This is a genomic window from Pseudomonas sp. CFBP13509 (assembly GCF_005233485.1).
GTDB lineage: Bacteria > Pseudomonadota > Gammaproteobacteria > Pseudomonadales > Pseudomonadaceae > Aquipseudomonas > Aquipseudomonas marginalis.
In genome coordinates this window covers 1-21,432 of the sequence record NZ_QGAA01000030.1, presented here as the reverse complement: position 1 = coordinate 21,432, position 21,432 = coordinate 1, and the positions used below count along the sequence as shown (strand labels likewise).

At 61.0% G+C, this 21,432-nt stretch carries 18 protein-coding genes and 4 pseudogenes; 13 read left to right on the top strand and 9 right to left on the bottom strand.

The window, feature by feature from the left end:
- Positions 1–47: 47 nt before the first annotated feature.
- The 4 genes and pseudogenes from PspCFBP13509_RS29755 to PspCFBP13509_RS29745 all read right to left on the bottom strand — a co-directional run bounded on the left by PspCFBP13509_RS29755 (position 48) and on the right by PspCFBP13509_RS29745 (position 3,940).
- A complete protein-coding gene (locus tag PspCFBP13509_RS29755) occupies positions 48–869 on the bottom strand; it encodes a DeoR/GlpR family DNA-binding transcription regulator (protein ID WP_065926387.1) in 822 nt (273 codons plus the stop codon).
- 91 nt (positions 870–960) lie between these two features.
- Positions 961–1,476 (bottom strand): annotated as a pseudogene (locus tag PspCFBP13509_RS32320) (methyl-accepting chemotaxis protein); the annotation flags it as partial.
- 348 nt (positions 1,477–1,824) lie between these two features.
- Positions 1,825–2,748, bottom strand: a pseudogene (locus PspCFBP13509_RS32315) (HAMP domain-containing protein); the annotation flags it as partial.
- A 301-nt stretch (positions 2,749–3,049) separates the two neighbouring features.
- Positions 3,050–3,940: a bestrophin family protein gene (locus tag PspCFBP13509_RS29745; protein WP_065926385.1), complete on the bottom strand. Its 891-nt coding sequence runs from the start codon at positions 3,938–3,940 to the stop codon at positions 3,050–3,052.
- 261 nt (positions 3,941–4,201) lie between these two features.
- Between PspCFBP13509_RS29745 and PspCFBP13509_RS29740 the strand changes: the two genes are divergently transcribed.
- The 5 genes from PspCFBP13509_RS29740 to PspCFBP13509_RS29720 all read left to right on the top strand — a co-directional run bounded on the left by PspCFBP13509_RS29740 (position 4,202) and on the right by PspCFBP13509_RS29720 (position 7,701).
- Positions 4,202–5,080 (top strand): hypothetical protein, encoded by an 879-nt coding sequence (locus PspCFBP13509_RS29740; RefSeq protein WP_065926384.1) that lies wholly within the window; start codon positions 4,202–4,204, stop codon positions 5,078–5,080.
- A complete protein-coding gene (locus PspCFBP13509_RS29735; RefSeq protein WP_074846059.1) occupies positions 5,065–6,093 on the top strand; it encodes a GGDEF domain-containing protein in 1,029 nt (342 codons plus the stop codon). The genes PspCFBP13509_RS29740 and PspCFBP13509_RS29735 overlap by 16 nt, the downstream gene beginning before the upstream one ends.
- Before the next feature lie 122 nt (positions 6,094–6,215).
- Positions 6,216–6,479: a hypothetical protein gene (locus tag PspCFBP13509_RS29730; protein WP_137213080.1), complete on the top strand. Its 264-nt coding sequence runs from the start codon at positions 6,216–6,218 to the stop codon at positions 6,477–6,479.
- A 3-nt stretch (positions 6,480–6,482) separates the two neighbouring features.
- On the top strand, positions 6,483–7,232 hold the full coding sequence (locus PspCFBP13509_RS29725; protein ID WP_242001113.1) for a Fic/DOC family protein: 750 nt from the start codon (positions 6,483–6,485) through the stop codon (positions 7,230–7,232).
- 7 nt (positions 7,233–7,239) lie between these two features.
- Positions 7,240–7,701: a metallophosphoesterase family protein gene (locus tag PspCFBP13509_RS29720; RefSeq protein ID WP_137213078.1), complete on the top strand. Its 462-nt coding sequence runs from the start codon at positions 7,240–7,242 to the stop codon at positions 7,699–7,701.
- Between the two features lie 8 nt (positions 7,702–7,709).
- Here the strand turns inward: PspCFBP13509_RS29720 and PspCFBP13509_RS29715 are convergent, their stop codons facing one another.
- Positions 7,710–8,021: an ArsR/SmtB family transcription factor gene (locus tag PspCFBP13509_RS29715; protein ID WP_027603612.1), complete on the bottom strand. Its 312-nt coding sequence runs from the start codon at positions 8,019–8,021 to the stop codon at positions 7,710–7,712.
- 78 nt (positions 8,022–8,099) lie between these two features.
- On the opposite strand from PspCFBP13509_RS29715, the gene PspCFBP13509_RS29710 reads away from it, so the two are divergent.
- Together PspCFBP13509_RS29710 and PspCFBP13509_RS29705 are read left to right on the top strand one after the other, a co-directional pair.
- On the top strand, positions 8,100–9,191 hold the full coding sequence (locus tag PspCFBP13509_RS29710; RefSeq protein ID WP_065926381.1) for an NADH:flavin oxidoreductase/NADH oxidase: 1,092 nt from the start codon (positions 8,100–8,102) through the stop codon (positions 9,189–9,191).
- 278 nt (positions 9,192–9,469) lie between these two features.
- Positions 9,470–11,596: a TonB-dependent siderophore receptor gene (locus tag PspCFBP13509_RS29705; protein ID WP_065926380.1), complete on the top strand. Its 2,127-nt coding sequence runs from the start codon at positions 9,470–9,472 to the stop codon at positions 11,594–11,596.
- 251 nt (positions 11,597–11,847) lie between these two features.
- Here PspCFBP13509_RS29705 and PspCFBP13509_RS29700 read toward each other — a convergent pair whose 3' ends face one another.
- Entirely contained in the window at positions 11,848–12,888 is a 1,041-nt protein-coding gene (locus PspCFBP13509_RS29700) for a hypothetical protein (protein WP_083221121.1), read from the bottom strand.
- An 87-nt stretch (positions 12,889–12,975) separates the two neighbouring features.
- Between PspCFBP13509_RS29700 and PspCFBP13509_RS29695 the strand changes: the two genes are divergently transcribed.
- Positions 12,976–13,536: a hypothetical protein gene (locus tag PspCFBP13509_RS29695; protein WP_027603616.1), complete on the top strand. Its 561-nt coding sequence runs from the start codon at positions 12,976–12,978 to the stop codon at positions 13,534–13,536.
- Between the two features lie 36 nt (positions 13,537–13,572).
- Here the strand turns inward: PspCFBP13509_RS29695 and PspCFBP13509_RS29690 are convergent, their stop codons facing one another.
- On the bottom strand, positions 13,573–14,295 hold the full coding sequence (locus tag PspCFBP13509_RS29690) for a FadR/GntR family transcriptional regulator (RefSeq protein ID WP_065926379.1): 723 nt from the start codon (positions 14,293–14,295) through the stop codon (positions 13,573–13,575).
- A 48-nt stretch (positions 14,296–14,343) separates the two neighbouring features.
- Positions 14,344–16,080 (bottom strand): IlvD/Edd family dehydratase, encoded by a 1,737-nt coding sequence (locus PspCFBP13509_RS29685; RefSeq protein ID WP_137213077.1) that lies wholly within the window; start codon positions 16,078–16,080, stop codon positions 14,344–14,346.
- Between the two features lie 192 nt (positions 16,081–16,272).
- Between PspCFBP13509_RS29685 and PspCFBP13509_RS29680 the strand changes: the two genes are divergently transcribed.
- From PspCFBP13509_RS29680 to PspCFBP13509_RS29665, 4 genes are read left to right on the top strand one after another with little or no spacing between them, the layout of a single operon-like run.
- Positions 16,273–17,595 (top strand): MFS transporter, encoded by a 1,323-nt coding sequence (locus PspCFBP13509_RS29680; protein WP_053139479.1) that lies wholly within the window; start codon positions 16,273–16,275, stop codon positions 17,593–17,595.
- A gap of 15 nt (positions 17,596–17,610) precedes the next feature.
- Positions 17,611–18,603, top strand: a complete 993-nt coding sequence (gene araD1, locus PspCFBP13509_RS29675) for an AraD1 family protein (protein ID WP_065926377.1) — start codon at positions 17,611–17,613, stop codon at positions 18,601–18,603.
- A 10-nt stretch (positions 18,604–18,613) separates the two neighbouring features.
- Complete coding sequence (locus PspCFBP13509_RS29670) at positions 18,614–20,194, top strand: aldehyde dehydrogenase (NADP(+)) (RefSeq protein WP_065926376.1); 1,581 nt, start codon at positions 18,614–18,616, stop codon at positions 20,192–20,194.
- Between the two features lie 19 nt (positions 20,195–20,213).
- A complete protein-coding gene (locus PspCFBP13509_RS29665; protein WP_074846071.1) occupies positions 20,214–21,077 on the top strand; it encodes an SMP-30/gluconolactonase/LRE family protein in 864 nt (287 codons plus the stop codon).
- A gap of 11 nt (positions 21,078–21,088) precedes the next feature.
- On the opposite strand, the pseudogene PspCFBP13509_RS31895 reads toward PspCFBP13509_RS29665, so the two are convergent.
- Positions 21,089–21,178, bottom strand: a pseudogene (locus PspCFBP13509_RS31895) (outer membrane lipoprotein carrier protein LolA); the annotation flags it as partial.
- Positions 21,179–21,245: 67 nt separating this feature from the next.
- On the opposite strand from PspCFBP13509_RS31895, the pseudogene PspCFBP13509_RS29660 reads away from it, so the two are divergent.
- Positions 21,246–21,432, top strand: a pseudogene (locus tag PspCFBP13509_RS29660) (arabinose ABC transporter substrate-binding protein); the annotation flags it as partial.

The following is a 21,432-nucleotide window of genomic DNA, read 5'->3' as shown; positions in this document are numbered from 1 at the left end:
CCATCGAAGCCTAGCTAAAGCTCGACCTCTCCTACAAAGGGAGGGCATCACGCCGGCAACGGATCACCCGGCAGCATCAATTCAATCCCGCGCTTGCGGATGCCATCTGCCGCTGCCGGGGCCAGGGCGTCGTCGCTGATGATCACGTCGAACGGTTCCAGCCCGGCGATGCGGTACATGCTGAAGGTGCCGTATTTGGAACTGCTCGCCACCAGCACCACCTGGGACGCCGATTGCATCGCCACTTGCTTGACCTCGACTTTCAGCGCCGAGGGGGTGGTGATACCTCGGTGCAAATCCCAGGAGCTGGTGGACACAAAGGCGATGTCCGTCACCACCTGGCGCAGGGTTGCCACGGCCAGCCCGCCGACGGAAGAATGGTTGTCATGGTCCAGTTGGCCGCCGGTGTGGATCACCGTGACCTGCGTCGCATCCATCAGGGCCTGCACGATCCCGAAGTCATTGGTGACCACGGTCATCCCCGACAGCGCCTTGATATACGGGACGATCTCCAGGGTGCTGGTGCCGGCATCCAGGTACACCGTCATGTCGGCGTGCAGCAACCGTGCGGCCAGTCGTGCCATGGCCTGCTTTTGCGGCAACTCCACCACGGCTTTGGATTGATGGCTGGGTTCGCTGTGCAACTGGCTGGCGATCCGGACCCCACCGGTGACGGAGTACGCCCGGCCTTCCTGCTCCAGCAGGGCGATATCGCGGCGCACGGTCATGTGCGAGCAGTCGAACATCTCCATCAACTGGTGCACGCTCATCACCTGATGCTTGCGCAACTGCCGCAGGATCTGTTCGCGACGCTGCTCGGGAATCATCGGGGTGCTGCTGTCGGTGGCCGTGTCCTTCGGGTTGGGCATTAAGGCTCCGCAGTGGTTGGGTAAGAGGTGGGGAGTGCGTGGCTATAGTAGCCAATACACGCCCCCGCCGGCGACCCCGGTGTGACAGCGGTCAGAACTTGAACCGCCCCACCAACCCCTTGAGCTGACCGGAAATATCCGTCAACCGCCCTGATCCGGTCTGCGCCGAGTGGGCAAAGCCTTCGACCAGTTGCGCATCGGCATGGATCTGCGCGATGTGCCGGTTGATCTCTTCGGCCACCTGGTGCTGTTCTTCGGCCGCGGTGGCGATCTGGGTGTTCTGGTCGCGGATCGAGTCCACCGAGCCTTGGATCTTATCGAAGCTGTCGCGGGCCTGCTGGATGCGTTCCACGCTGGTGTGGGACACCAGCAGGCTGCCCTGCATCTGTTGGGTGACTTCCTGGGTGCGGCGGGCGAGGTTGCCCAGCAGGCTGTCGATTTCACCGGTGGAGTCGGCAGTGCGGCGCGCCAGGGCGCGGACTTCGTCGGCGACCACGGCAAAACCGCGGCCCTGGTCACCGGCGCGCGCGGCTTCAATCGCGGCGTTGAGTGCCAGCAGGTTGGTCTGTTCGGCGATCGAGCGGATGGTGTCGAGGATGGTGTTGATGTTCTGGCTGTCCTGCTCCAGCAACTGCATGGTCTGGGTCGACTTTTGCAGGTCTTCGCTGAGCTTGAGCACGCTGCCGGTGGCTTCGCCGATGTGCTGCTGGCCATTGTGCACGTCGCGGTAACCCTCGTCGGCACTCGCGGCGGCGGCGCTGCAGGAGCGCGCGACTTCGTTGGCGGTGGCTACCATTTCGTTGAACGCGGTGCTTACCAGCTCCACGGCTTCACGTTGGCGCCCGGCGGCCTGGTTCATGTTGTTGGCGACTTCGCTGGTGTCGGCGGCGGCGGTTTGCAGGTCGGAAGAGGCGTTGCCGATGCGCTGCACCAGTTGCGCGATCATGCTCAGGAACTGGTTGAACCAGCCCGCCAGGCTGGCGGTTTCGTCTTTGCCTTGCACCTTGAGTTGGCGCGTCAGGTCGCCTTCGCCTTCGGCAATCTCCTGCAGGCCGTCGGCCACCCCGCGAATCGGGCGCACGATCATGCTCGCAAAACTGGCGCCGACAATCGCGAACACCACGGCCAGGGCGGCGGCAATCGCGGCGATCAACCACGTGAGGCTGGTGGCGCCGGCCATGACTTCATCGCGTTTGATCAGGCCGATAAAGCGCCAGCCCAGATCCTTGGAACTGACCACGTTGGCCATGTAGGCCACGCCGTCGATGTCGATCTGGGTCACGCCGTCGCCGCGCTTGGCCAGTTCGGCGTAGTTGGGGCCCAGGTCGGCCATCGGCTTGAAGTTGTGCTTGGCGTCGCTGGGGTCCACCAGCACGTTGCCGTTGGCTTCCACCAGCATCAGGTAGCCGCTGTCGCCCAGCTTGATGTTGCGCACCAGCTCGGTGAGCTGCTTGAGCGACACGTCCAGGCCGACCACGCCGAGTATGTTGCCGGTGGCGTCGGCGACGGTGTGCACGGTGCCGATCAGGACCACGTCGTCCGGTGCCCAGTAATAGGCGCCGGTGCGCACGGTGGCGCCTGGCGCGGCGATGGCGGCTTTGTACCAGGGGCGTACGCGTGGGTCGTAGTTGTTCAGTTTGGTGTCATCAGGCCAGCTGGCATAACCGCCGTCGGCGAGGCCCAAAGACAAGTAGGCGGTGCTCGGGTGGCTCTTGGCGAACTGGTCGAAAATCGCCAGCAGGTCTTTGTTGGTCTGGGTCAGGGGGATTTGCGCGGCGTCGGCGCCGGCGTAGCTCTTGAGATCCTTGGCCGCGACAACGCGCGGGTCCTTGGCCACGAAGTCGACGTTCTGGCTGATGCCATCGAAGAACTGCTTCATGCCGTTGTCGATCTGACGGATCTCGCGACCGCTGCTGTCGAGGAAATTGGCCAGGGCCCCCTCGCGCAGATTCAGCACTACCAACACGGCCACCAGGATGACCGGGAGGCACGCGATAGCCGCGAACGCCCAGGTCAGCTTCTGCTTGATATTCATGACTTCACCTGCGGGTATTTATAGTTTTGGCAAGGGGAAACGCTAGTGCTGAATGCCGCATGTGTTGTTATGAAGGGGGGTAAGGCCCATGCGTACCTCCGGTTTATCGACCGAAGGGGCACGCACTTTAGGGCGCGGGGCGTGATCAGCCGATTGAGTGGTCGGCCAGGGCGTCGCGGCGCATCGATTGCAGGTTCTTCTCGATGGTTTCGCAGATGGCTTCCATCTGGATCTGGTGTTCGCTGGAGCGGAACGGGCTTTGCAGGTCGGTGCCGATGCGTTCGATGGCCAGCAGCATAAAACCCACCACGGTGGACGCCAGCGGGGTGAACCAGCCCAGGGATTCCACCAGGCCCACGGGCACGATCAGGCAGAACAGCGAGATAAACAGGCGTGGGAAATACACGTAAGGGTAGGGCAGTGGTGTGTTGGCGATCCGTTCCATGCCGCCCTGGGCATTGGACAGATCCACCAGGGTCGACTCCAGCCGCGCCAGGCGAATGCTGTCCAGGTGCCCGGCCTTGTATTCGCGGGCCAGCAACGCCGCCGAGCCGGTGAGGATGTCATTGGCAAAGTTGTTGGTGGCGCCGTTGCGGGCGAATTCCTCGGTGGGGATAAAGGCGCGTACTTCATCAGGGCACGGTTCGCCCCTGAGGTGCGCGGCCAGGCAATTTACGTAGGCCACGTGGCGGCGCAGCAGGGTGGACTTGATCGGGTTCACTTCGCCGTCAGGATCGTCCAGCAAGGTCAAAACCTGACGGGCAAAACTGCGCGAATTGTTGACCATCGCACCCCACAGCGTGCGCGCTTCCCACCAGCGGTTATAGGCGCTGCTGTTGCGAAAGCTGATGAGCACGATCAGAGCCGAGCCCAGCAGGGTGAGGGGCATCAGCGGCAAGTTGATCTTGGCGGTGAGGAACAGCATGAAGTCCACGGTGACGGCGACGTCCCACAGCAACAGCCAGAACAGCGACCAGCCCACATAGCCCATGGTCTTGATGATCAGGCGGTACTTTTTGATGATGGCGGCTTTCAAACGACAACCTCGCGGCGAGCAGTAGGCAACAGTGCCTTAGCTCGGACGCCGGCTGGCGGGGAAGGTTCGCTGCGGCGCCTGAAACGGTTAAGCCGCCTGAGTTTTCTGGAACAATTTTGGTAGCGACGGTGTCCTCAGAGCTAATCACGCTAGATTGCGCCCAAGGCAAAACGCCATTATCGGTGCTGCAATTGAGATCAGTGGATCCAAGTTGTTTGATCAGGGCTCTTTCTCATGTGCAGTGGTTCGTTGAAGTTGGCGATGGAACAGTCGGCGCGGGCGTTTGAGCGCCATGTGGAGTTTGAAGCGAGTATTCGTACCCATTATTCGATTTTGCTGGAGTCCTATTCAAAAAGACCGTTTTTCTACAAGACCGCACTGAAGTTCAGTCGCTTGATGGTGTCCTTTACGTTATTGAGCACGTATTTCTCCAAGCCAGTTCCCTTACTGTCCGAGGTGAAAGAGTTTTGTGTGGCGCGCGGGTTCTGTTCGAGAAACAGCCTGGAGTCGATCTTCCTGCTGTTCAGGGTCCTGGGGTTCATGACGGTGTCGAGGCATGCGGATGACAGTCGTTTGCGGGTATTCAGTCCGTCATCCCAAGCCTGCGAGGAGATCAGGCTGATGCTTACGTCCGTGGTCGAGCCGCTGGGCGTGATGTGCCCGGAAACCGAGGTGTGCGGGTCAATGGCCGGGTTGGATGATCGCGCCTATCTGGCCCGTTATTTCAAAGGTTTTTCGGTGCTTCTGCGCCAGAACGTGACGATTGACCTGTTGATGCCTGATTGTTATTGGCTGGTAAAACGCGATGCCGGACATATGTTGATGCTGGCGATCTATAACGATGCGTGTGCGCTGGATAATCAAGGGGCAAGTTTCAGGTCTTCGTCCTACCTTTCCATCGCTGAGCAACTCTCGGTGTCCAAGACCCACGTTATTCGTCTGGTGCAAGAGGGGGCCGACCGGGGCTATTTCAAGATTCATTCCAAGACACTGCTTGAAGTCCTGCCACCTTTTATCGTGTTGGTAAGGCGGTTCATGGCGTATTCGTTTGCGACCTGCCTGCACAGTCTTCAACTGAGTCATGTCGATAATAAAGCGGCCACTCATGCACAGGGAGTGACGGGATGCCGGCTAATGTAAAGCTCAGGCCACGGATGCAAAGGCTGCTGTCGCCCGCCATTGCCCAGGCCGAACTGATCGGGATTTTCGCCTGGCTGGCGGTGTTGCTGGTTGATCGCGGGAGGATGTTCGGCTGGCCGGTCGTGCTGGTCACGATGGGTCTGTGCGCGGTGTATGGGGTCCACCGGGTGGTGACTCAGTATGTGCTGTGGCGGGCGCTGGGCGTGGCCTACATGGCGCTGCTGTCCGCAGGTTTTGCCTATGTGGTTCACACCCGGCCTGCGTTGCAGGTGTTTGCCTTGCCGCTGGCCGTGACCCTGGTAATGAGCAGCGCAATCCTGTTTATCGTGGTTCAGGATTTTCTGTTCTGCGCCGCGTTGGTCTGGTTACTGACGTGGCCCCACATTCAGTTGAGCCTTTACGCAGGCGTCGACACCTACGTGTTTATCTTTTGCGCCGCGTCGGTGGCGATCGGTTCTGTCTTGAATGTCTACTACCTGAAAAACCTGCGCTCCGTGTTACTGGTCGAGAGTGAGTTTCGGGAATTGGCCGAGACGGATTACTTGACCTCCATCCTGAACCGGCGCGCCTTTATGGAGAGCTTCGCCAAACTGATTGCGGCCGGTGATACGGGCTACTTCATGATGTTGGATATCGACAGTTTCAAATTGAAGAATGACCAGTTCGGCCATGACGTCGGCGACAGGATTCTCTGTGCGATGGCCGCGTGCCTGAAAGCCACCCCCGGCAGCCACAGTTTCGGCAGGATTGGCGGTGAAGAATTCGGCGTGCTGCTGGTGGGCGATGACCCTGATGTCGCCACCGACTACGCGCTGCGCCTGCTGCAGGGGATTCGGTGCAGTGTCGCGCCGCCCCATCACTACACCTGCAGTGCGGGCATGACACGCTTTACGGCCGGGGCCGATATGTCGGCGGTCCTCAAGCGTGCCGACCGCAATCTCTACGCCTCCAAGGGCAATGGCAAGGACCGCGTGTATCTGGATGGCGCGCTAGTCTGCCACGGAGCGACTTAGCTCGAACGCCGGCTTGCGGGGAAGGTTCGCCCTGAACCAGAAACGTTTAAGTTACGTGCGCTTCGGTTGAGTTGGAAGGAGGGCACCATGCTATGCTCTGGAGGCTAATTGGGGGATTTCAAATGACTAAAACAGCGGATATCAGTATTGCCAGCCACGTGCGTCGCCTGGCCAGGGCTCATCATGTTACCGCTGAGCGTGATGGCATAAGCCGGATGGCTGCTGCGATTACTAGCCTGGCTGGCGATGTGGTCGAGTTGGATGGTGTGGAGCAGTTGTTGGTCAATCTCAAGAGGAAGGGCGTTCTGAGTAAATCGGAAACCATGGCGCTTCAGGGCAGTTACCTCCAAGAGAAGCGACGCTCCAAGAAGAAGCTAAGCGCATGAATTTTGATCGCCTTCGGCGATTTTGAGACCGCTGGGTACCTTCAAAATGCTCTACAGCTTAAAGATCCCATCGAAGTAAAAGAGTCAGAGCATCTATCGTTCGAACTGAGCATGGAAGACGCGCTTCGATACTTGGCCCAAAAAAAAAGTATCGATTACTCGTCCGTACTCAAAGTACACGAGCTCCTGTTCTCTGATTTTTATCACTGGGCGGGTAAGGATCGAACTGAGCTTGTTCCACATCTTGCCGTTTTCAAAGGTTCTCAAGACGATCCACACCATACCCCGTTTGAGCATCCGGCATCGATCAGACTCTCCGTCGACTATGCATTTGAGCTGGCGTCGAACAAGAAGCGCTTCAGGGATCGCCCTGGTGACGTCATGGGCCAGTTGGCATTCGCGCATCCTTTTCTCGATGGCAATGGGCGCACGATTCTGCTGGTTTTCATGGAACTTTGTTATCGAGCCAAGTTCGCCATTGAATGGTCAAAAACCAACAAGGATGATTACCTCCGGGCACTCAGTGCGGAAATCAAAGAGCCGTTTAAAGGGCATCTGAATGATTACCTGCAACCCTTCGTGGTCGATATTGCACATCGTGACGAATGGCCAGGAATGATAGGTGGTCTAAAAGGTTTGGATGGGCTTGATAAGGAAAGGATTACCTACGAAAGCCTTGATAATCCTGAGGTTCAAAAGATTTACACAACCTACAGAGCGCAATCGCTCGCTGCGCCTTCATCCAAAAAATAGGACCACGATGCCCAGAGTTGGCGTGATTTCCGATACCCATGGCCTGCTGCGGCCTGAAGCGGTGGTGGCCTTGCAGGGATGCGAGCAGATCATCCATGCCGGTGATATCGGCAGCCCTGAGATTCTTCAGCAATTGGCACAGATCGCGCCCCTGCACGTGGTGCGTGGCAACAATGACCACGACGCGGCGTGGGCGGAGCAGGTGCCCGATCATCTGATGCTGGAGGTGGACGGATGGCGGACGTTGGTGGTGCATGATATCGCCGACGTACCCGCCTTACTCGACACGTCTACTCGGCTGGTGATCACCGGCCATTCGCACAAGCCCCTGATCGAATGGCGGGGCGCAACACTGTACGTAAACCCCGGCAGTGCAGGGCGGCGGCGCTTCAAGTTGCCGGTGACGTTGGCGGTGCTGGACGTGCGGGAAATGACGATCGAGTCGCAGCTGATCGCGCTGCTGGACTGATCCGGCTTTTATCGTTGCGTCAGGATGCTCTGCAACAATCCCGGAAACCGTTCCTCAAGCACCTCGCCGCGCAATGAATTCATGTGGGTAGTGCCCACGCTGCGGGTGTGTACCAGGCCGGCATCGCGCAGGACCCGGAAGTGGTGGGACATGCTGGACTTGGGGCGCCCGCCGTCCAGTTCGCCGCAACTGGCCTCGGGCACGCCGGCCAGGCAGCGGACAATCTCCAGGCGCACCGGATCACTCAGCGCGTATAGCAGGCGCTCGAGGGTCAGGTCTTCCGGGGTGGGGTGTTTAAAGGCTCGCATGAAACGAATCATAACAGGGGGCTATCATCGAATACCATAGTTCGATTACCATCGAACTATCGAATCATCCACTCGCTCCCGGAGTTCTCAATGTCCGCTTTGTTCGAACCGTTCACACTCAAAGACGTCACCCTGCGCAATCGCATCGCCATCCCGCCAATGTGCCAATACATGGCCGATGACGGCATCGTCAACGACTGGCACCTCGTACACCTGGCCAGTATGGCTCGGGGCGGCGCCGGTTTGCTGGTGGTCGAGGCCACCGCTGTAGCGCCCGAGGGGCGTATCACCCCAGGCTGCGCCGGTCTCTGGAGCGACGCCCACGCCGAAGCGTTCGTGCCCATGGTCAAGGCCATCAAGGCCGCCGGTTCGGTGCCCGGCATCCAGATCGGCCACGCCGGTCGCAAAGCCAGCGCCAACCGCCCGTGGGAAGGGGACGACCACATACCTGCCTCCGATGCGCGCAGCTGGGAAACCATCGCGCCGTCGGCCATTGCCTTTGGTGCCAACCTGCCGCAAGTGCCACGCGCCATGACCCTGGACGACATCGCTCGGGTCAAGCAGGACTTCGTCGACGCCGCCCGCCGTGCCCGTGACGCCGGTTTCGAGTGGATCGAACTGCACTTCGCCCATGGCTACCTGGGCCAGAGCTTCTTCTCCGAGCATTCCAACCAGCGCACCGACGCCTACGGTGGCAGCTTCGACAACCGCAGCCGTTTCCTCCTGGAAACCCTGGCTGCCGTGCGCGAGGTCTGGCCGGAAAACCTGCCGCTGACCGCGCGTTTTGGCGTGATCGAATACGACGGCCGGGACGAACAGACCCTGACCGAATCCATCGAACTGGCCCGTAACTTCAAGGCCGGCGGCCTGGACCTGCTGAGCGTCAGCGTCGGTTTCACCATCCCCGACACGAATATCCCGTGGGGCCCGGCCTTTATGGGCCCGATCGCCGAGCGCGTGCGCCGCGAAGCGGGCATCCCGGTGACCTCGGCCTGGGGCTTTGGCACGCCGCAACTGGCGGAAGGTGCGTTGCAGGCTGGGCACCTGGACCTGGTCTCGGTCGGTCGTGCGCACCTGGCTGACCCGCATTGGGCGTACTTTGCGGCCAAGGAACTGGGGGTTGAGAAGTCGTCCTGGACCTTGCCGGCGCCTTACGCCCATTGGTTGGAGCGGTATCGCTGATCGGATCCTGACGACGTATAGAAATCCAAATGTGGGAGGGGGCTTGCTCCCGATAGCGGTGGAACAGCCAGCTTATTTTCAGCTGATCCACCGCTATCGGGAGCAAGCCCCCTCCCACATTGGGTTCGCATCAAACTTCCTGCATGTCGATACCAAGGGGTTACCTGAAAAATAGCGAATGAGAACAGATGTCAAACGCGAATGGATTGGTATACCATTCGCGCGAATTTTTGGCAGGTTTGCCGCCCCATCTGGCTCATTCACTAGGTTCAACATCCATGCGTCGTACCCTGATTTCCCTCTGCGTGCTTCAGGCGTTTTCCCCGTTTACCTGGGCCGAGGTTGTCCCTGCCGACAAGGCCAGTCTTGAGCTGCAAGCCACCAATGTCACCGGCGAGGCGGACTACGAGACGGCTCAAGGGCCGGTCAAGGGCTACCACGCCACACGTTCGGCGAGTGCGACGCGCACTGACACCTCGATTCATGAAACCCCGCAGTCCATCAGCGTCGTGTCCAAGGATGTGGTCGAAGACATCGGCGCCACCCGTTTGCAGGACGCCCTGGACTACGCCGGTGGCGTCGGCCGCGCCAATAACTTCGGCGGCCAGGGGCTCACCACCTTCACCGTACGTGGCTTTACCACCGGCGAGTTCTACCGCAACGGTTTCCCGATCAACCGCGGTTACCCGAACATGCCGGACGCCAACACCATCGAACGCCTCGAAGTGCTGCGCGGCCCGGCGACCATGCTGTATGGCCGTGGCGATCCCGGCGGCACCTTCAACGTGGTGTCCAAGCAACCGCTGGCCGAGCCGACCGTGACCCTCGGCAGCCAACTGGATGACCAGGGCATGCAGCGCGCCACCCTCGACGCTTCCGGCCCGCTGGACGAACAAGGTCGCCTGGCCTATCGCCTGAACGTGGTGGGCGAGGGCGGTGACACGTTCCGTGATCACGTCGAGACCGAACGCTACGGCGTGACCCCGGTGATCACCTGGCAGGCCAGCGATGACACCAAGGTGATCTTCGAAGGCGACTTCATGCGCAACAACCACCCGCTGGACCGTGGCCTGACGCGCTACCCCAATCAAAAAGGCACTGCCTCGCGCGACACCTTCTGGGGTGAAAAAGACGTCGGCAAACTGCACAACGACAACAGCATGGCCCAGCTGCGTTTCGAGCACCTGCTCAATGACAGCTGGACCCTGGGCGGTGGTTTCCAATGGCTGGACGGCACCTTGCAAGGCAATGCCATTGAAGCCAACGGCCTGGCCGCCGACGGTCGCACCCTGGGCCGCAACTTCAACTATCGCAAACTGGAGTGGACCGACAAGGACACCCAGCTCAACCTCACCGGGCATTTCTCCACCGGTGGTTTCGACCACACCTTGCTCACCGGCGTCGAATTCGAAGACTACGACTACAAGTCGATCATCCAGCGCTCCAGCGGCGCAGTGGGTGCTTATTCAATCGACATCTTCAACCCGGTCTACGGCCAGGCGCGCCCGAACCTCACGCGCACGCCGACCCACGACAAGGAAAACCTCAAGACCTACGCGGCCTTCGTGCAGGATCAGGTGGCCCTGACCGAGCGCCTTAAAGTGCTCGCCGGCGCACGCTTCGAGCGCTTTGAACACGACTACCACACCTACGTGCCGGGCGGTAAAAGCTGGGAAGCCAGCGACAACGCCGTCACCCCACGCGTGGGCGTGATCTACGACCTCACCGACACCGTTGCGGTCTACGCCGACGCCGCGCGTTCGTTCAAGCCCAACACCGGCGCCAGTCGCCAGGGCGGTGGTTTTGAACCGGAGAAAGGCAAATCCTACGAGATGGGCATCAAGTGGGAAGCCCTGGACCGTCAACTGAGTGTCGACGCCGCGATCTACCAGATCGAGAAGAAAAACGTGCTCACCACCGACCCTCTCGACTCCACCTTCAGCGTCGCCGCCGGCCAGGTGCGCAGCCGTGGTTTCGACCTGAACGTGGCGGGCAATATCACCCCCGAGTGGCGTGTGATCGGTGGCTACGCCTACGTGGATGCCGAAGTGACCAAGGACAACACCCTGCGCAGCGGCACGCGCTTGCTGAACATCCCGCGTAACAGCTTCAGCCTGCTCAACGTCTACGAGTTCCAGGACGGCGCCCTCAAGGGCCTGGGCCTCGGCGCGGGTGGCAAGTATGTGGATGAACGGGCCGGGCAGACCTCCAACAACGCCTTCTCGATGGATGCCTACACCGTGGTCGACCTGCTCAGCTACTACAAGGTCAACGACAAGGTGCGGCTGAACCTGGACGTGAAGAACCTGTTCAATCGCGACTATGAAGAAGGTGCGTTCGGCAACGTATACGCCTACCCCGGCGAACCGCGCACGGTGCAGGTCGGCATCGCCTACACCCTCTAACGGCCTGCACGGTTTCAATGTGGGAGGGGGCTTGCCCCCGATGACCATGGGTATCTACACATTCTCGACGTGATATTGCGCGGTATTTGATAAGACGGTATCTATGCGCAAGCTTGCTCAAAATGTGTAGATACCTATGCCCCGATGACGGTAGATCGGCCGATGACGCTGTGACTGATCCACCGCGCCCATCCGGGCTTGGCATACACCAAGCCCTTGGCGTTAAGTTTCACAAGGCGTCGTCAGGTCCTTCAATTCTGCCAGCACTGCGCATACCGCTCACACACGCCATAACGCTTATCCAATTCGGCCATGTGTGCCCAGTTGTCGGCCATTGCTTCTTTCTCCAGCAATCCATTCAACTGCCGGTAGTACTGCAGCATCGCACCGTTGACAGCCAATGCCTGAGTGATGTCGGTGGCCGGGGTATCGGGCACCAGGGTTCTTAACGTGGGCGTGTCCAGCCGTGAGAGGCGCGCACGGTACTCAACCTTGTACTGCTCAAGTGCTTTGGCCTTTACGCCCTGAGCCTGGACCAGGTAGTTCACGACGTTCTGACGATACTGCGCCCAATAGGCATCCGGCAGATCAAGGTTCATCTGGGCCTTGCGCTTGTTGACCACCAGATCAGTTGCGTGATCGCGCGCGCTGTCGTCCAGCGGGCTGGCCTGGGGTTTCATTTCCGCAATGATGCTCGGGGCGATAATCTGCTCGGCCAAGGCATCACGCTCCGGGGTGGCGGGGAGGCCTTTCGGCGGCGCGGGGAACAGCGCATTGGCACCTACGCAGCTGGGCAGCCCTTTATTGATCACCGGGACCGGTGAGCGCACCACCTGGCCTTTTACTGAATGCAGACGTTTGAGTGTCGTCACACACTGGCGGCCTGCGCCAGTGAACGTCACCTCGTATTCCGCGCCGTTTTGCGGAGTGAGGGTGAAAGCCATGCCGCACACCGAACCTGTGCCTTGGGTATTCAAGTGCAGGAACAGTTCTTTGTTGGCGGGCAAGCGGATTTCCAGGTAGGGCGTTTTTTCGGAGACCGGCGGCATCGACATGTCCGCCCGCCTGCGGGTGTTGGCCAGGAACAGATTGTTAAGGATGCCGGTGGTCTGTCCATCGCAATGTTGCGCATCTATTACACTCAGCGTGGCGCTGCTCATGTCGCTGACAAATCGTAGCTTGGCAGCATCCGGTCCGGTGGCATCGGGGTACGTACCCGACACGCTGCAGCCGCTCAATATCAACGCGAAAAATGTTGCGCCGAGCGCACGGCCTGCAAATAAATTACTCATGGAAGGGGGGTCATCCTTAACGCCGATGTTGAGAAGTGCCGCATGATACTGGCAAAGTTGAACTTTTTTCGATGGACCGAGGATTGAATGCGCAAAATAAGTCAGTTGTTTGTGATCGGAACCGTGGCCTTGATGAGTGCCTGCTCGGCATTGCCACCTGAAATGGCACTGGATTCAAAAGTCTATTCCGCCGAAAACGCAGGTCTTGTCCTGGGCGCACTGATCGAGGGTGGGCCCTACGGAACCTGGATGAGCTTTCACAATGTGGACACCGGCAAAGACTATGGCTGGGGCCCCAAGGACTACTACTCGGCATGGTTGCCTGGAGGCACCTATGAAGTCAGTGACCTTGGCTCGCGTCGTGGCGTGATGGGACCCTACTCGAAGCCGCTGCGCTTTACCGTCACCAATGGACAAATCAATTACGTGGGCGAAATGACCTATGGTTGCCCGCTCGCGGCTCGCCCGGCCGCGATCTATGGCGTGAAAAACTGCGGACTCCTTGCGTTGGGGACCTGCACCGTTGATTACCCCAGCATTGGCATCTGTGTGGTGGATCGACAGGAGCAGTCCGTTCGCACCTTCGTCAAGCAGCACCCGCAATATTCCGAGCTACCGGTCAAGTCGGCCGTGATGTCGACGCGTTGACCCTTGCGCCGAGTTGAGCGTGGAGGCTCTATCGGGTTATAGCGGCGTCAGCACATTCATCACCGTATCCAACGCCACCCGCGTGTCATCCAGCTGCACCAGCGACGCATGCCGCGCGCCGAGGGCGTCGCGGTTCTGGATCGCGGTGAGGATCGCCTTATGCCGGGGCAGGCTCAGGCCCTGGATGTCCGGGCGGCGGTTGGTGATGTTGATCGACTCGCGCAGCGGCAACGACAGCATGTTGCACATATAGGCGAGCAGGTCGTTGCGGGTGGCATCGGCAATGGCGCGGTGGAAGTCCAGGTCGGCCTGCAGCAGCTGTTCGTGGGTCTGCGCGGTTTCCATGCCCTGGTAGGCTTTTTCGATGGTGGCGATGTCTTCATCGGTGGCGGTGGTCGCGGCCATGGCGGCGATCTCCGGCTCGAGGATGCGCCGCACACCGGCCAGGGTATTGAAGAATTCACTGTGGGGCGTGGACTGCATCAGCCAGGACAACACGTCCGGGTCGAGGAGGTGCCATTTCAAGCGCGGCCGCACCACCGCGCCCACCCGCGGCTTGGAATACACCAGGCCCTTGGCGCTGAGCACCCGGGTCGCCTCGCGCAACACCGAACGGCTGACCTTGTACTCCTCGCAGAGCGTGGCCTCCATGGGCAGCCGTTCTTCGGGCTTGAAGCGACCTGAAACGATGTGCATGCCCAAGTCCTGAACGATCTGGGCATGCATGCTCTTGCGCGGCTTGGGCGGCTGGTGATCCATAACGACAGGGATGCTCTGACTTAAATTCGCGGCATCATAGCATCCCAATTAGTGGGAATGCCGGGGGACTTCAGCCCCACGGCAACCCACCAGGAAGTCAAAGTCGCAACCCTGGTCGGCCTGCAGCACATGATCGATGTACAACTGGCGGTAGCCGCCGACGATCAGGTTCTGCGGCGGTTTCAGGTCGGCCATGCGCGCCGCCAGCTCTGCGTCGGGGATGTCCAGGTGCAGGCGGCCATTGGCGCAGTCGAGTTCGATCCAGTCACCTTCCTTCACGGTGGCCAACGGTCCACCGGCAGCGGCTTCCGGCGCCACATGCAAGACCACGGTGCCGTAGGCGGTGCCACTCATGCGCGCGTCGGAGATCCGCACCATATCGGTCACGCCTTGGGCCAGCAGTTTCGCCGGCAAACCCATGTTGCCGACTTCGGCCATGCCTGGGTAACCCTTGGGCCCGCAGTTTTTCATGACCAGGATCGAGTTGGCGTCCACGTCCAGTTCAGGGTCGTTGATGCGCGCCTTGTACATGTCGAAGTTCTCGAACACCACCGCACGGCCGCGATGCTGCATCAGCTCGGCGCTGGCTGCCGACGGCTTGAGCACCGCGCCGAGTGGCGCCAGGTTGCCGCGCAACACGCAAATGCCGCCGTCGGCGCGGATCGGGTTGTCGAGGGTGCGGATCACTTCGTCCTGGCCGTAGATCGGCGAATCCTTGGTGTTCTCGCCGAGGGTCTTGCCGTTGACGGTCAAGGCGTTCGGGTGCGGGATCAGGTTGGCTTCACCAAGGCGACGCAGCACGGCGGGCAGGCCGCCGGCATAGTAGAACTCTTCCATCAGGAAGCGCCCGGACGGTTGCAGGTCGACGATGGTCGGCATGCCGCGACCGATGCGGGTCCAGTCGTCCAGGTCGAGGTCGACACCGATGCGCCCGGCGATGGCTTTCAAGTGGATCACGGCGTTGGTCGAACCACCGATGGCGGCGTTCACGCGGATGGCGTTTTCAAACGCCTCCTTGGTGAGGATCTTCGACAGCTTCAAGTCTTCGCGCACCATCTCTACCGCACGCATGCCGGACATATGGGCCAGCACATAACGCCGCGCATCCACCGCCGGGATCGCCGCGTTGTGGGGCAGGGACGTGCCCAGTGCCTCGGCCATGCAGGCCATGGTCGACGCAGTGCCCATGGTGTTACAGGTGCCCGCCGAGCGCGACATGCCGCCTTCGGCCGCGAGGAAATCATCCAGGGTAATGGTGCCGGCCTTGACCTGTTCACTGAGCTGCCACACCACGGTGCCCGAGCCGATGTCCTGGCCCTTGTGCTTGCCGTTGAGCATCGGCCCACCGGTGACCACGATGGCCGGTACGTCGCAACTGGCGGCGCCCATCAGCAGGGCCGGGGTGGTCTTGTCGCAGCCGGTCAGCAACACCACACCGTCAATCGGGTTGCCGCGGATGGCTTCCTCCACGTCCATGCTCGCCAGGTTGCGAGTGAGCATGGCGGTGGGGCGCAGGTTGGATTCGCCGTTGGAGAACACCGGGAATTCCACCGGGAAGCCACCGGCCTCGATCACGCCACGTTTGACGTGCTCGGCGATCTGGCGGAAATGCGCATTGCACGGGGTCAGCTCCGACCAGGTATTGCAGATGCCGATGATCGGCTTGCCATGGAACTGATGGTCGGCAATGCCCTGGTTCTTCATCCAGCTACGGTACATGAAGCCGTTTTTGTCGGCGGTACCAAACCACTGGGCGGAGCGTAGGCCGGGCTTTTTATCAGACATGATCGATTCTCTTATTGTATGACTATATGTTCTATGCGTGCTTAAACATAAGCGCAAAATCGATGCTTTGGAAGAGTTGTTTTGCAAATAGTCCTACTATATAGTCTGGCTTAACTGAGGTATGACCCTGGCGGATTTCCGCGAGAGGCGTCCCCCGAGCTTCTATAAAAACAACAATCGGAGATCGACCCCATGAGCCAGGAGCTGCGGCTTATTCGGCGCATCACGCTGAAACTGATTCCCTTCCTGATCCTGCTGTACCTGATCGCCTACGTGGACCGTTCCGCCGTGGGGTTTGCCAAGCTGCACATGGGCGCCGACGTCGGTATCGGCGATGCGGCCTATGGCCTGGGCGCGGGGTTGTTCTTTATTGGCTACTTCCTCTTCGAGATCCCCAGCAACCTGATGCTCGACCGCTTCGGCGCACGGCGTTGGTTCGCGCGGATCATGATCACCTGGGGCGCGATCACCATCGGCATGGCCTTCGTGCAAGGGCCGCACAGCTTTTATGTGATGCGCTTCCTGCTCGGCGCTGCCGAAGCCGGGTTCTTTCCCGGCGTCCTGTACTACATCACCCAATGGTTCCCGGTGCGCCATCGCGGCAAGATCCTCGGGCTGTTCATCCTCTCTCAACCGATTGCGATGATGATCACCGGCCCGGTGTCCGGCGGCCTGCTGGGCATGGACGGCATCCTCGGCCTGCATGGCTGGCAGTGGCTGTTCATCGTGATCGGCACCCCGGCGATCCTGCTCACCTGGCCAGTGCTGCGCTACCTGCCGGATGGCCCCAAGCAGGTCAAATGGATGAGCGACGCGGAAAAAACCTGGCTCACCGATGAATTGGCCAAGGACCTGCAAGCCTACGGCCAGACCCGCCACGGCAACCCGCTGCATGCCCTCAAGGACAAACGCGTGTTGCTGCTGGCGCTGTTCTACCTGCCGGTGACCCTGAGCATTTACGGCCTGGGCCTGTGGTTGCCGACCCTGATCAAACAGTTTGGCGGCACCGACCTGGTCACCGGCTTTATCTCCGCCGTACCGTACATCTTCGGCATCATCGGCCTGCTGATCATCCCGCGCAGTTCCGACCGCCTGAATGATCGCTACGGCCACCTGGCCGTGCTGTATGTGCTGGGCGCCATCGGCCTGTTTTTCAGCGCCTGGCTGAGTGTGCCGGTGCTGCAAATGGCCGCGCTGTGCCTGGCGGCGTTTGCGATGTTTTCCTGCACCGCCGTGTTCTGGACCTTGCCGGGGCGCTTCTTTGCCGGCGCCAGTGCGGCGGCGGGCATTGCCTTGATCAACTCGGTGGGCAACCTCGGCGGCTATATCGGTCCGTTCGTGATCGGTGCGCTCAAGGAATACACCGGCAACCTCGCCTCGGGCTTGTACTTCCTGTCCGGGGTCATGGTGTTCGGGCTGGTCTTGACCGGCGTGGTCTACCGCCTGCTGGAGCGCAAGCACGTACTGCCCGCCGATCAATTCGCCGCCAGCGCCCGTGGCGCCACACGTACTTAATCTGGGAGAAGTTTCATGCGTTTAGTTCAGTTCGAGTCAAGCAACGGTGAACGCCGGGTCGGCGTTGTAGAAGGCGCCACAGTGCGCGAAGTGCGTACCGCGCGCAGCGTGCGCGAACTGGCGCTGGCCGCCATCGAGGCGGGCGTCAAGTTGCAGCAGCAGGTCGAGAGCCTGGGCCTGGGCGACAGCCATGACTACGCCGCACTGCTGGCCGACCTGAAGATTTTGCCACCGCTGGACCACCCGGACCCGGCCCATATGCTCATCAGCGGCACCGGCCTGACCCACCTGGGCAGCGCCTCGGCGCGGGACAAAATGCACCAGCAGGCCGGCGATGAGAGCGCCTTGACCGACACCATGCGCATCTTCAAATGGGGCGTGGAGGGCGGCAAGCCCGCTGCCGGCCAGGCCGGTGTGCAACCGGAATGGTTCTACAAGGGCGACGGCAGCATCGTCGTGCGCCCAGGCGAAGCCTTCCCGGTGCCACCGTTTGCCGAAGACGCCGGTGAAGAACCGGAAATCGGCGGCCTGTATGTGATCGGCCCGGACAGCAAGCCCTATCGCCTGGGGTTTGCAGTGGGCAACGAGTTCTCCGACCACATCATGGAGCGCAAAAACTACCTGTACCTGGCCCATTCCAAACTGCGCAGCTGCAGCTACGGCCCCGAACTGCGCGTGGGCGAGTTGCCCCAGCACCTGGCCGGCACCAGCCGCATCCTGCGTAACGGCGAGGAAATCTGGCGGAACGAATTCCTCAGTGGCGAGGCCAATATGTGCCACAGCCTGGAAAATCTTGAGTACCACCACTTCAAATACCGCCAGTTCCTCAAGCCGGGCGATGTGCATATTCACTTCTTCGGTACCGCCACGCTGTCATTCGCCGATGGTATACGTACCCAACCGGGCGATGTGTTCGAGATCAGCCAGGCCGAGTTCGGCGCGCCGTTGGTCAATGGCGTCGGCAGCAGCGATGCGGCCTTTGAACCCGGCCAAGTCACCCCCCTTTAAGGAGATCAACATGACCCAGTTCCTCGGCCACAACTACATCGGCGGCCAGCGCAGCGCCAACGGCAGCGTCAAGCTGCACAGCGTCGATGCCAGCACGGGCGAAACCTTGCCGCAGGATTTCTATCAGGCCACGCCGGAAGAAGTCGACGCCGCCGCCAAGGCCGCCGCCGCTGCGTATCCGGCGTACCGTGCGTTGAGTGCCGCGCGCCGTGCGCAGTTCCTGGACGCGATCGCCGACGAGCTGGATGGCCTGAGCGATAACTTCATCGAGCTGGTCTGCCGCGAAACCGCGCTGCCTGCCGCCCGTATCAAAGGCGAGCGTGGGCGTACCAGTGGCCAGATGCGCCTGTTCGCCACGGTGCTGCGTCGCGGTGATTTCTACGGCGCACGCATCGACAAGGCGTTACCCGATCGCCAGCCGCTGCCACGCCCGGACCTGCGCCAATACCGCATTGGCCTGGGCCCGGTGGCCGTGTTTGGCGCGAGCAACTTCCCCCTGGCGTTTTCCACGGCCGGTGGTGATACCGCTGCGGCGCTGGCGGCGGGCTGCCCGGTGGTGTTCAAGGCCCACAGCGGGCATATGGCCACGGCTGAACAGGTGGCCAATGCCATCATCCGTGCGGCTGAAGCCACCGAGATGCCCGCCGGTGTGTTCAATATGATCTTCGGCGGCGGCGTCGGTGAGGCGCTGGTCAAGCACCCGGCGATCCAGGCAGTGGGCTTTACCGGCTCGCTCAAGGGCGGTCGCGCCTTGTGCGATATGGCCGCGGCACGCCCGCAGCCGATCCCGGTGTTTGCCGAGATGTCGAGCATCAACCCGGTGATCGTCCTACCCCAGGCCCTGCAAGCGCGGGCGGATGCTGTCGCTCGGGATCTGACCGCGTCGGTGGTGCAAGGCTGCGGCCAGTTCTGCACCAACCCTGGCCTGGTGATCGGTATCGCTTCGCCGCAGTTCACCGCGTTTACCCAACAGGTCGCCCAACTGATCGGTGAGCAACCGGCGCAAACCATGCTCAATGCCGGCACCCTGAGCAGCTACGGCAAAGGCCTGGAAAAACTCCTGGCGCACCCTGGCATTCAGCATTTGGCCGGTAGCACCCAGGCGGGCAATCAGGCGCAACCGCAGCTGTTCAAGGCCGATGTGCGCTTGCTGATCGATGGCGATGAAGTGCTGCAGGAAGAAGTCTTCGGCCCTACCACGGTGTTTGTCGAAGTTGCTGATCAAGCCCAACTCAGCGCTGCCTTGCACGGCCTGCACGGCCAGCTCACGGCGACGATCATTGGCGAACCGGCAGACTTTCAACAGTTCGCCGAACTCACGCCGCTGCTGGAACAGAAAGTCGGGCGCATCCTGCTCAACGGCTACCCGACCGGCGTCGAAGTCTGCGATTCGATGGTGCACGGCGGCCCGTACCCGGCGACGTCGGATGCCCGTGGCACCTCGGTCGGCACCTTGGCCATCGACCGTTTCCTGCGTCCGGTGTGCTTCCAGAACTACCCGGATAGCCTGCTGCCTGACGCGTTGAAAAACGCCAACCCGTTGCGCATCCAGCGCCTGGTGGATGGCACGCCATCCCGCGACTCGCTGTAAACACTTATCAGGAGGCGTCATGTCGTGTACCGCTGTCACTGAGCACCGTGCGCAACTGGGGGAAGGCCCGTTCTGGGACGTGCCGACCCAGGCGCTGTACTGGGTCAATATCGCCGGCAAACAGGCCCTGCGCCTGATGGACGGGCAGTTGCAGATCTGGCAGTTGCCCGAGCACGTTTCGGCGTTTATCCCGTGCGAACGCGGTGATGCGCTGGTGACCCTGAGCAGCGGTGTCTACCGTCTGGACCTGGCCACCGAAGCCCTGACCCTGTTGTGCGTGGCCGACCCGCAACCGGGCAACCGTGGCAATGAAGCGCGCTGCGATGCCCTGGGCCGCCTGTGGCTGGGCACGATGCAGAACAACATCGGCGAACACGGCGAAGACTTGCCGATCACGCGGCGCTCCGGCGGCCTGTTTCGCATCGATGCGGATGCGCAGGTCACGCCGTTGCTTCACGGCCTGGGCATTCCCAACACCTTACTGTGGAGCGAGGACGGCCGCCAGGTGCATTTCGGCGACAGCCTGGACGCCACGCTCTACCAGTACTCGATCCAGGCCGACGGCCAACTCGAGCCGGCACAGGTGTGGTTCGGCCCCCATGAGCGTGGCGGGCCGGACGGCTCGGCCATGGACAGTCAAGGCTACATCTGGAACGCCCGTTGGGACGGCAGTTGCCTGCTGCGCCTGACGCCCGAGGGGGAGGTGGACCGCATTATCGAGTTGCCCGTGAGTCGCCCCACCAGTTGCGTATTCGGTGGCCCCAACCTCACCACTTTGTATATCACCAGCGCCGCCAGCCCATTGGATCACCCTCTGGACGGTGCGGTGCTGGCCATCGAAGTCGATGTACCCGGCATGCCTTGCCATCGCTTTGCCGGTTAGCTGCACCGCTTCACTGTAGGAGCGAGCTTGCTCGCGAAAAGCCTGAGCGCGCCGCGTGCATTCAGGATGTACGCGTCATCGTTAACGTTTTTCGCGAGCAAGAACTAGGCGTCCCCCTCGCTCCTACAAAAAACAGCAAACAAAAAACAACAACAAGGAGTCACCCGTATGAATCATCGTCGTCGTGGTATCCGTTCCCTGTGCTGCGCCGCTGTGGCGGTCTCGGCCATGAGCTTGAGCGGGCTGTTGCTGGCCGCTGAAGAAGTGAAAATCGGCTTCCTGGTCAAGCAGGCCGAGGAGCCGTGGTTCCAGACCGAATGGGCCTTTGCCGAAAAAGCCGGCAAGGAACATGGCT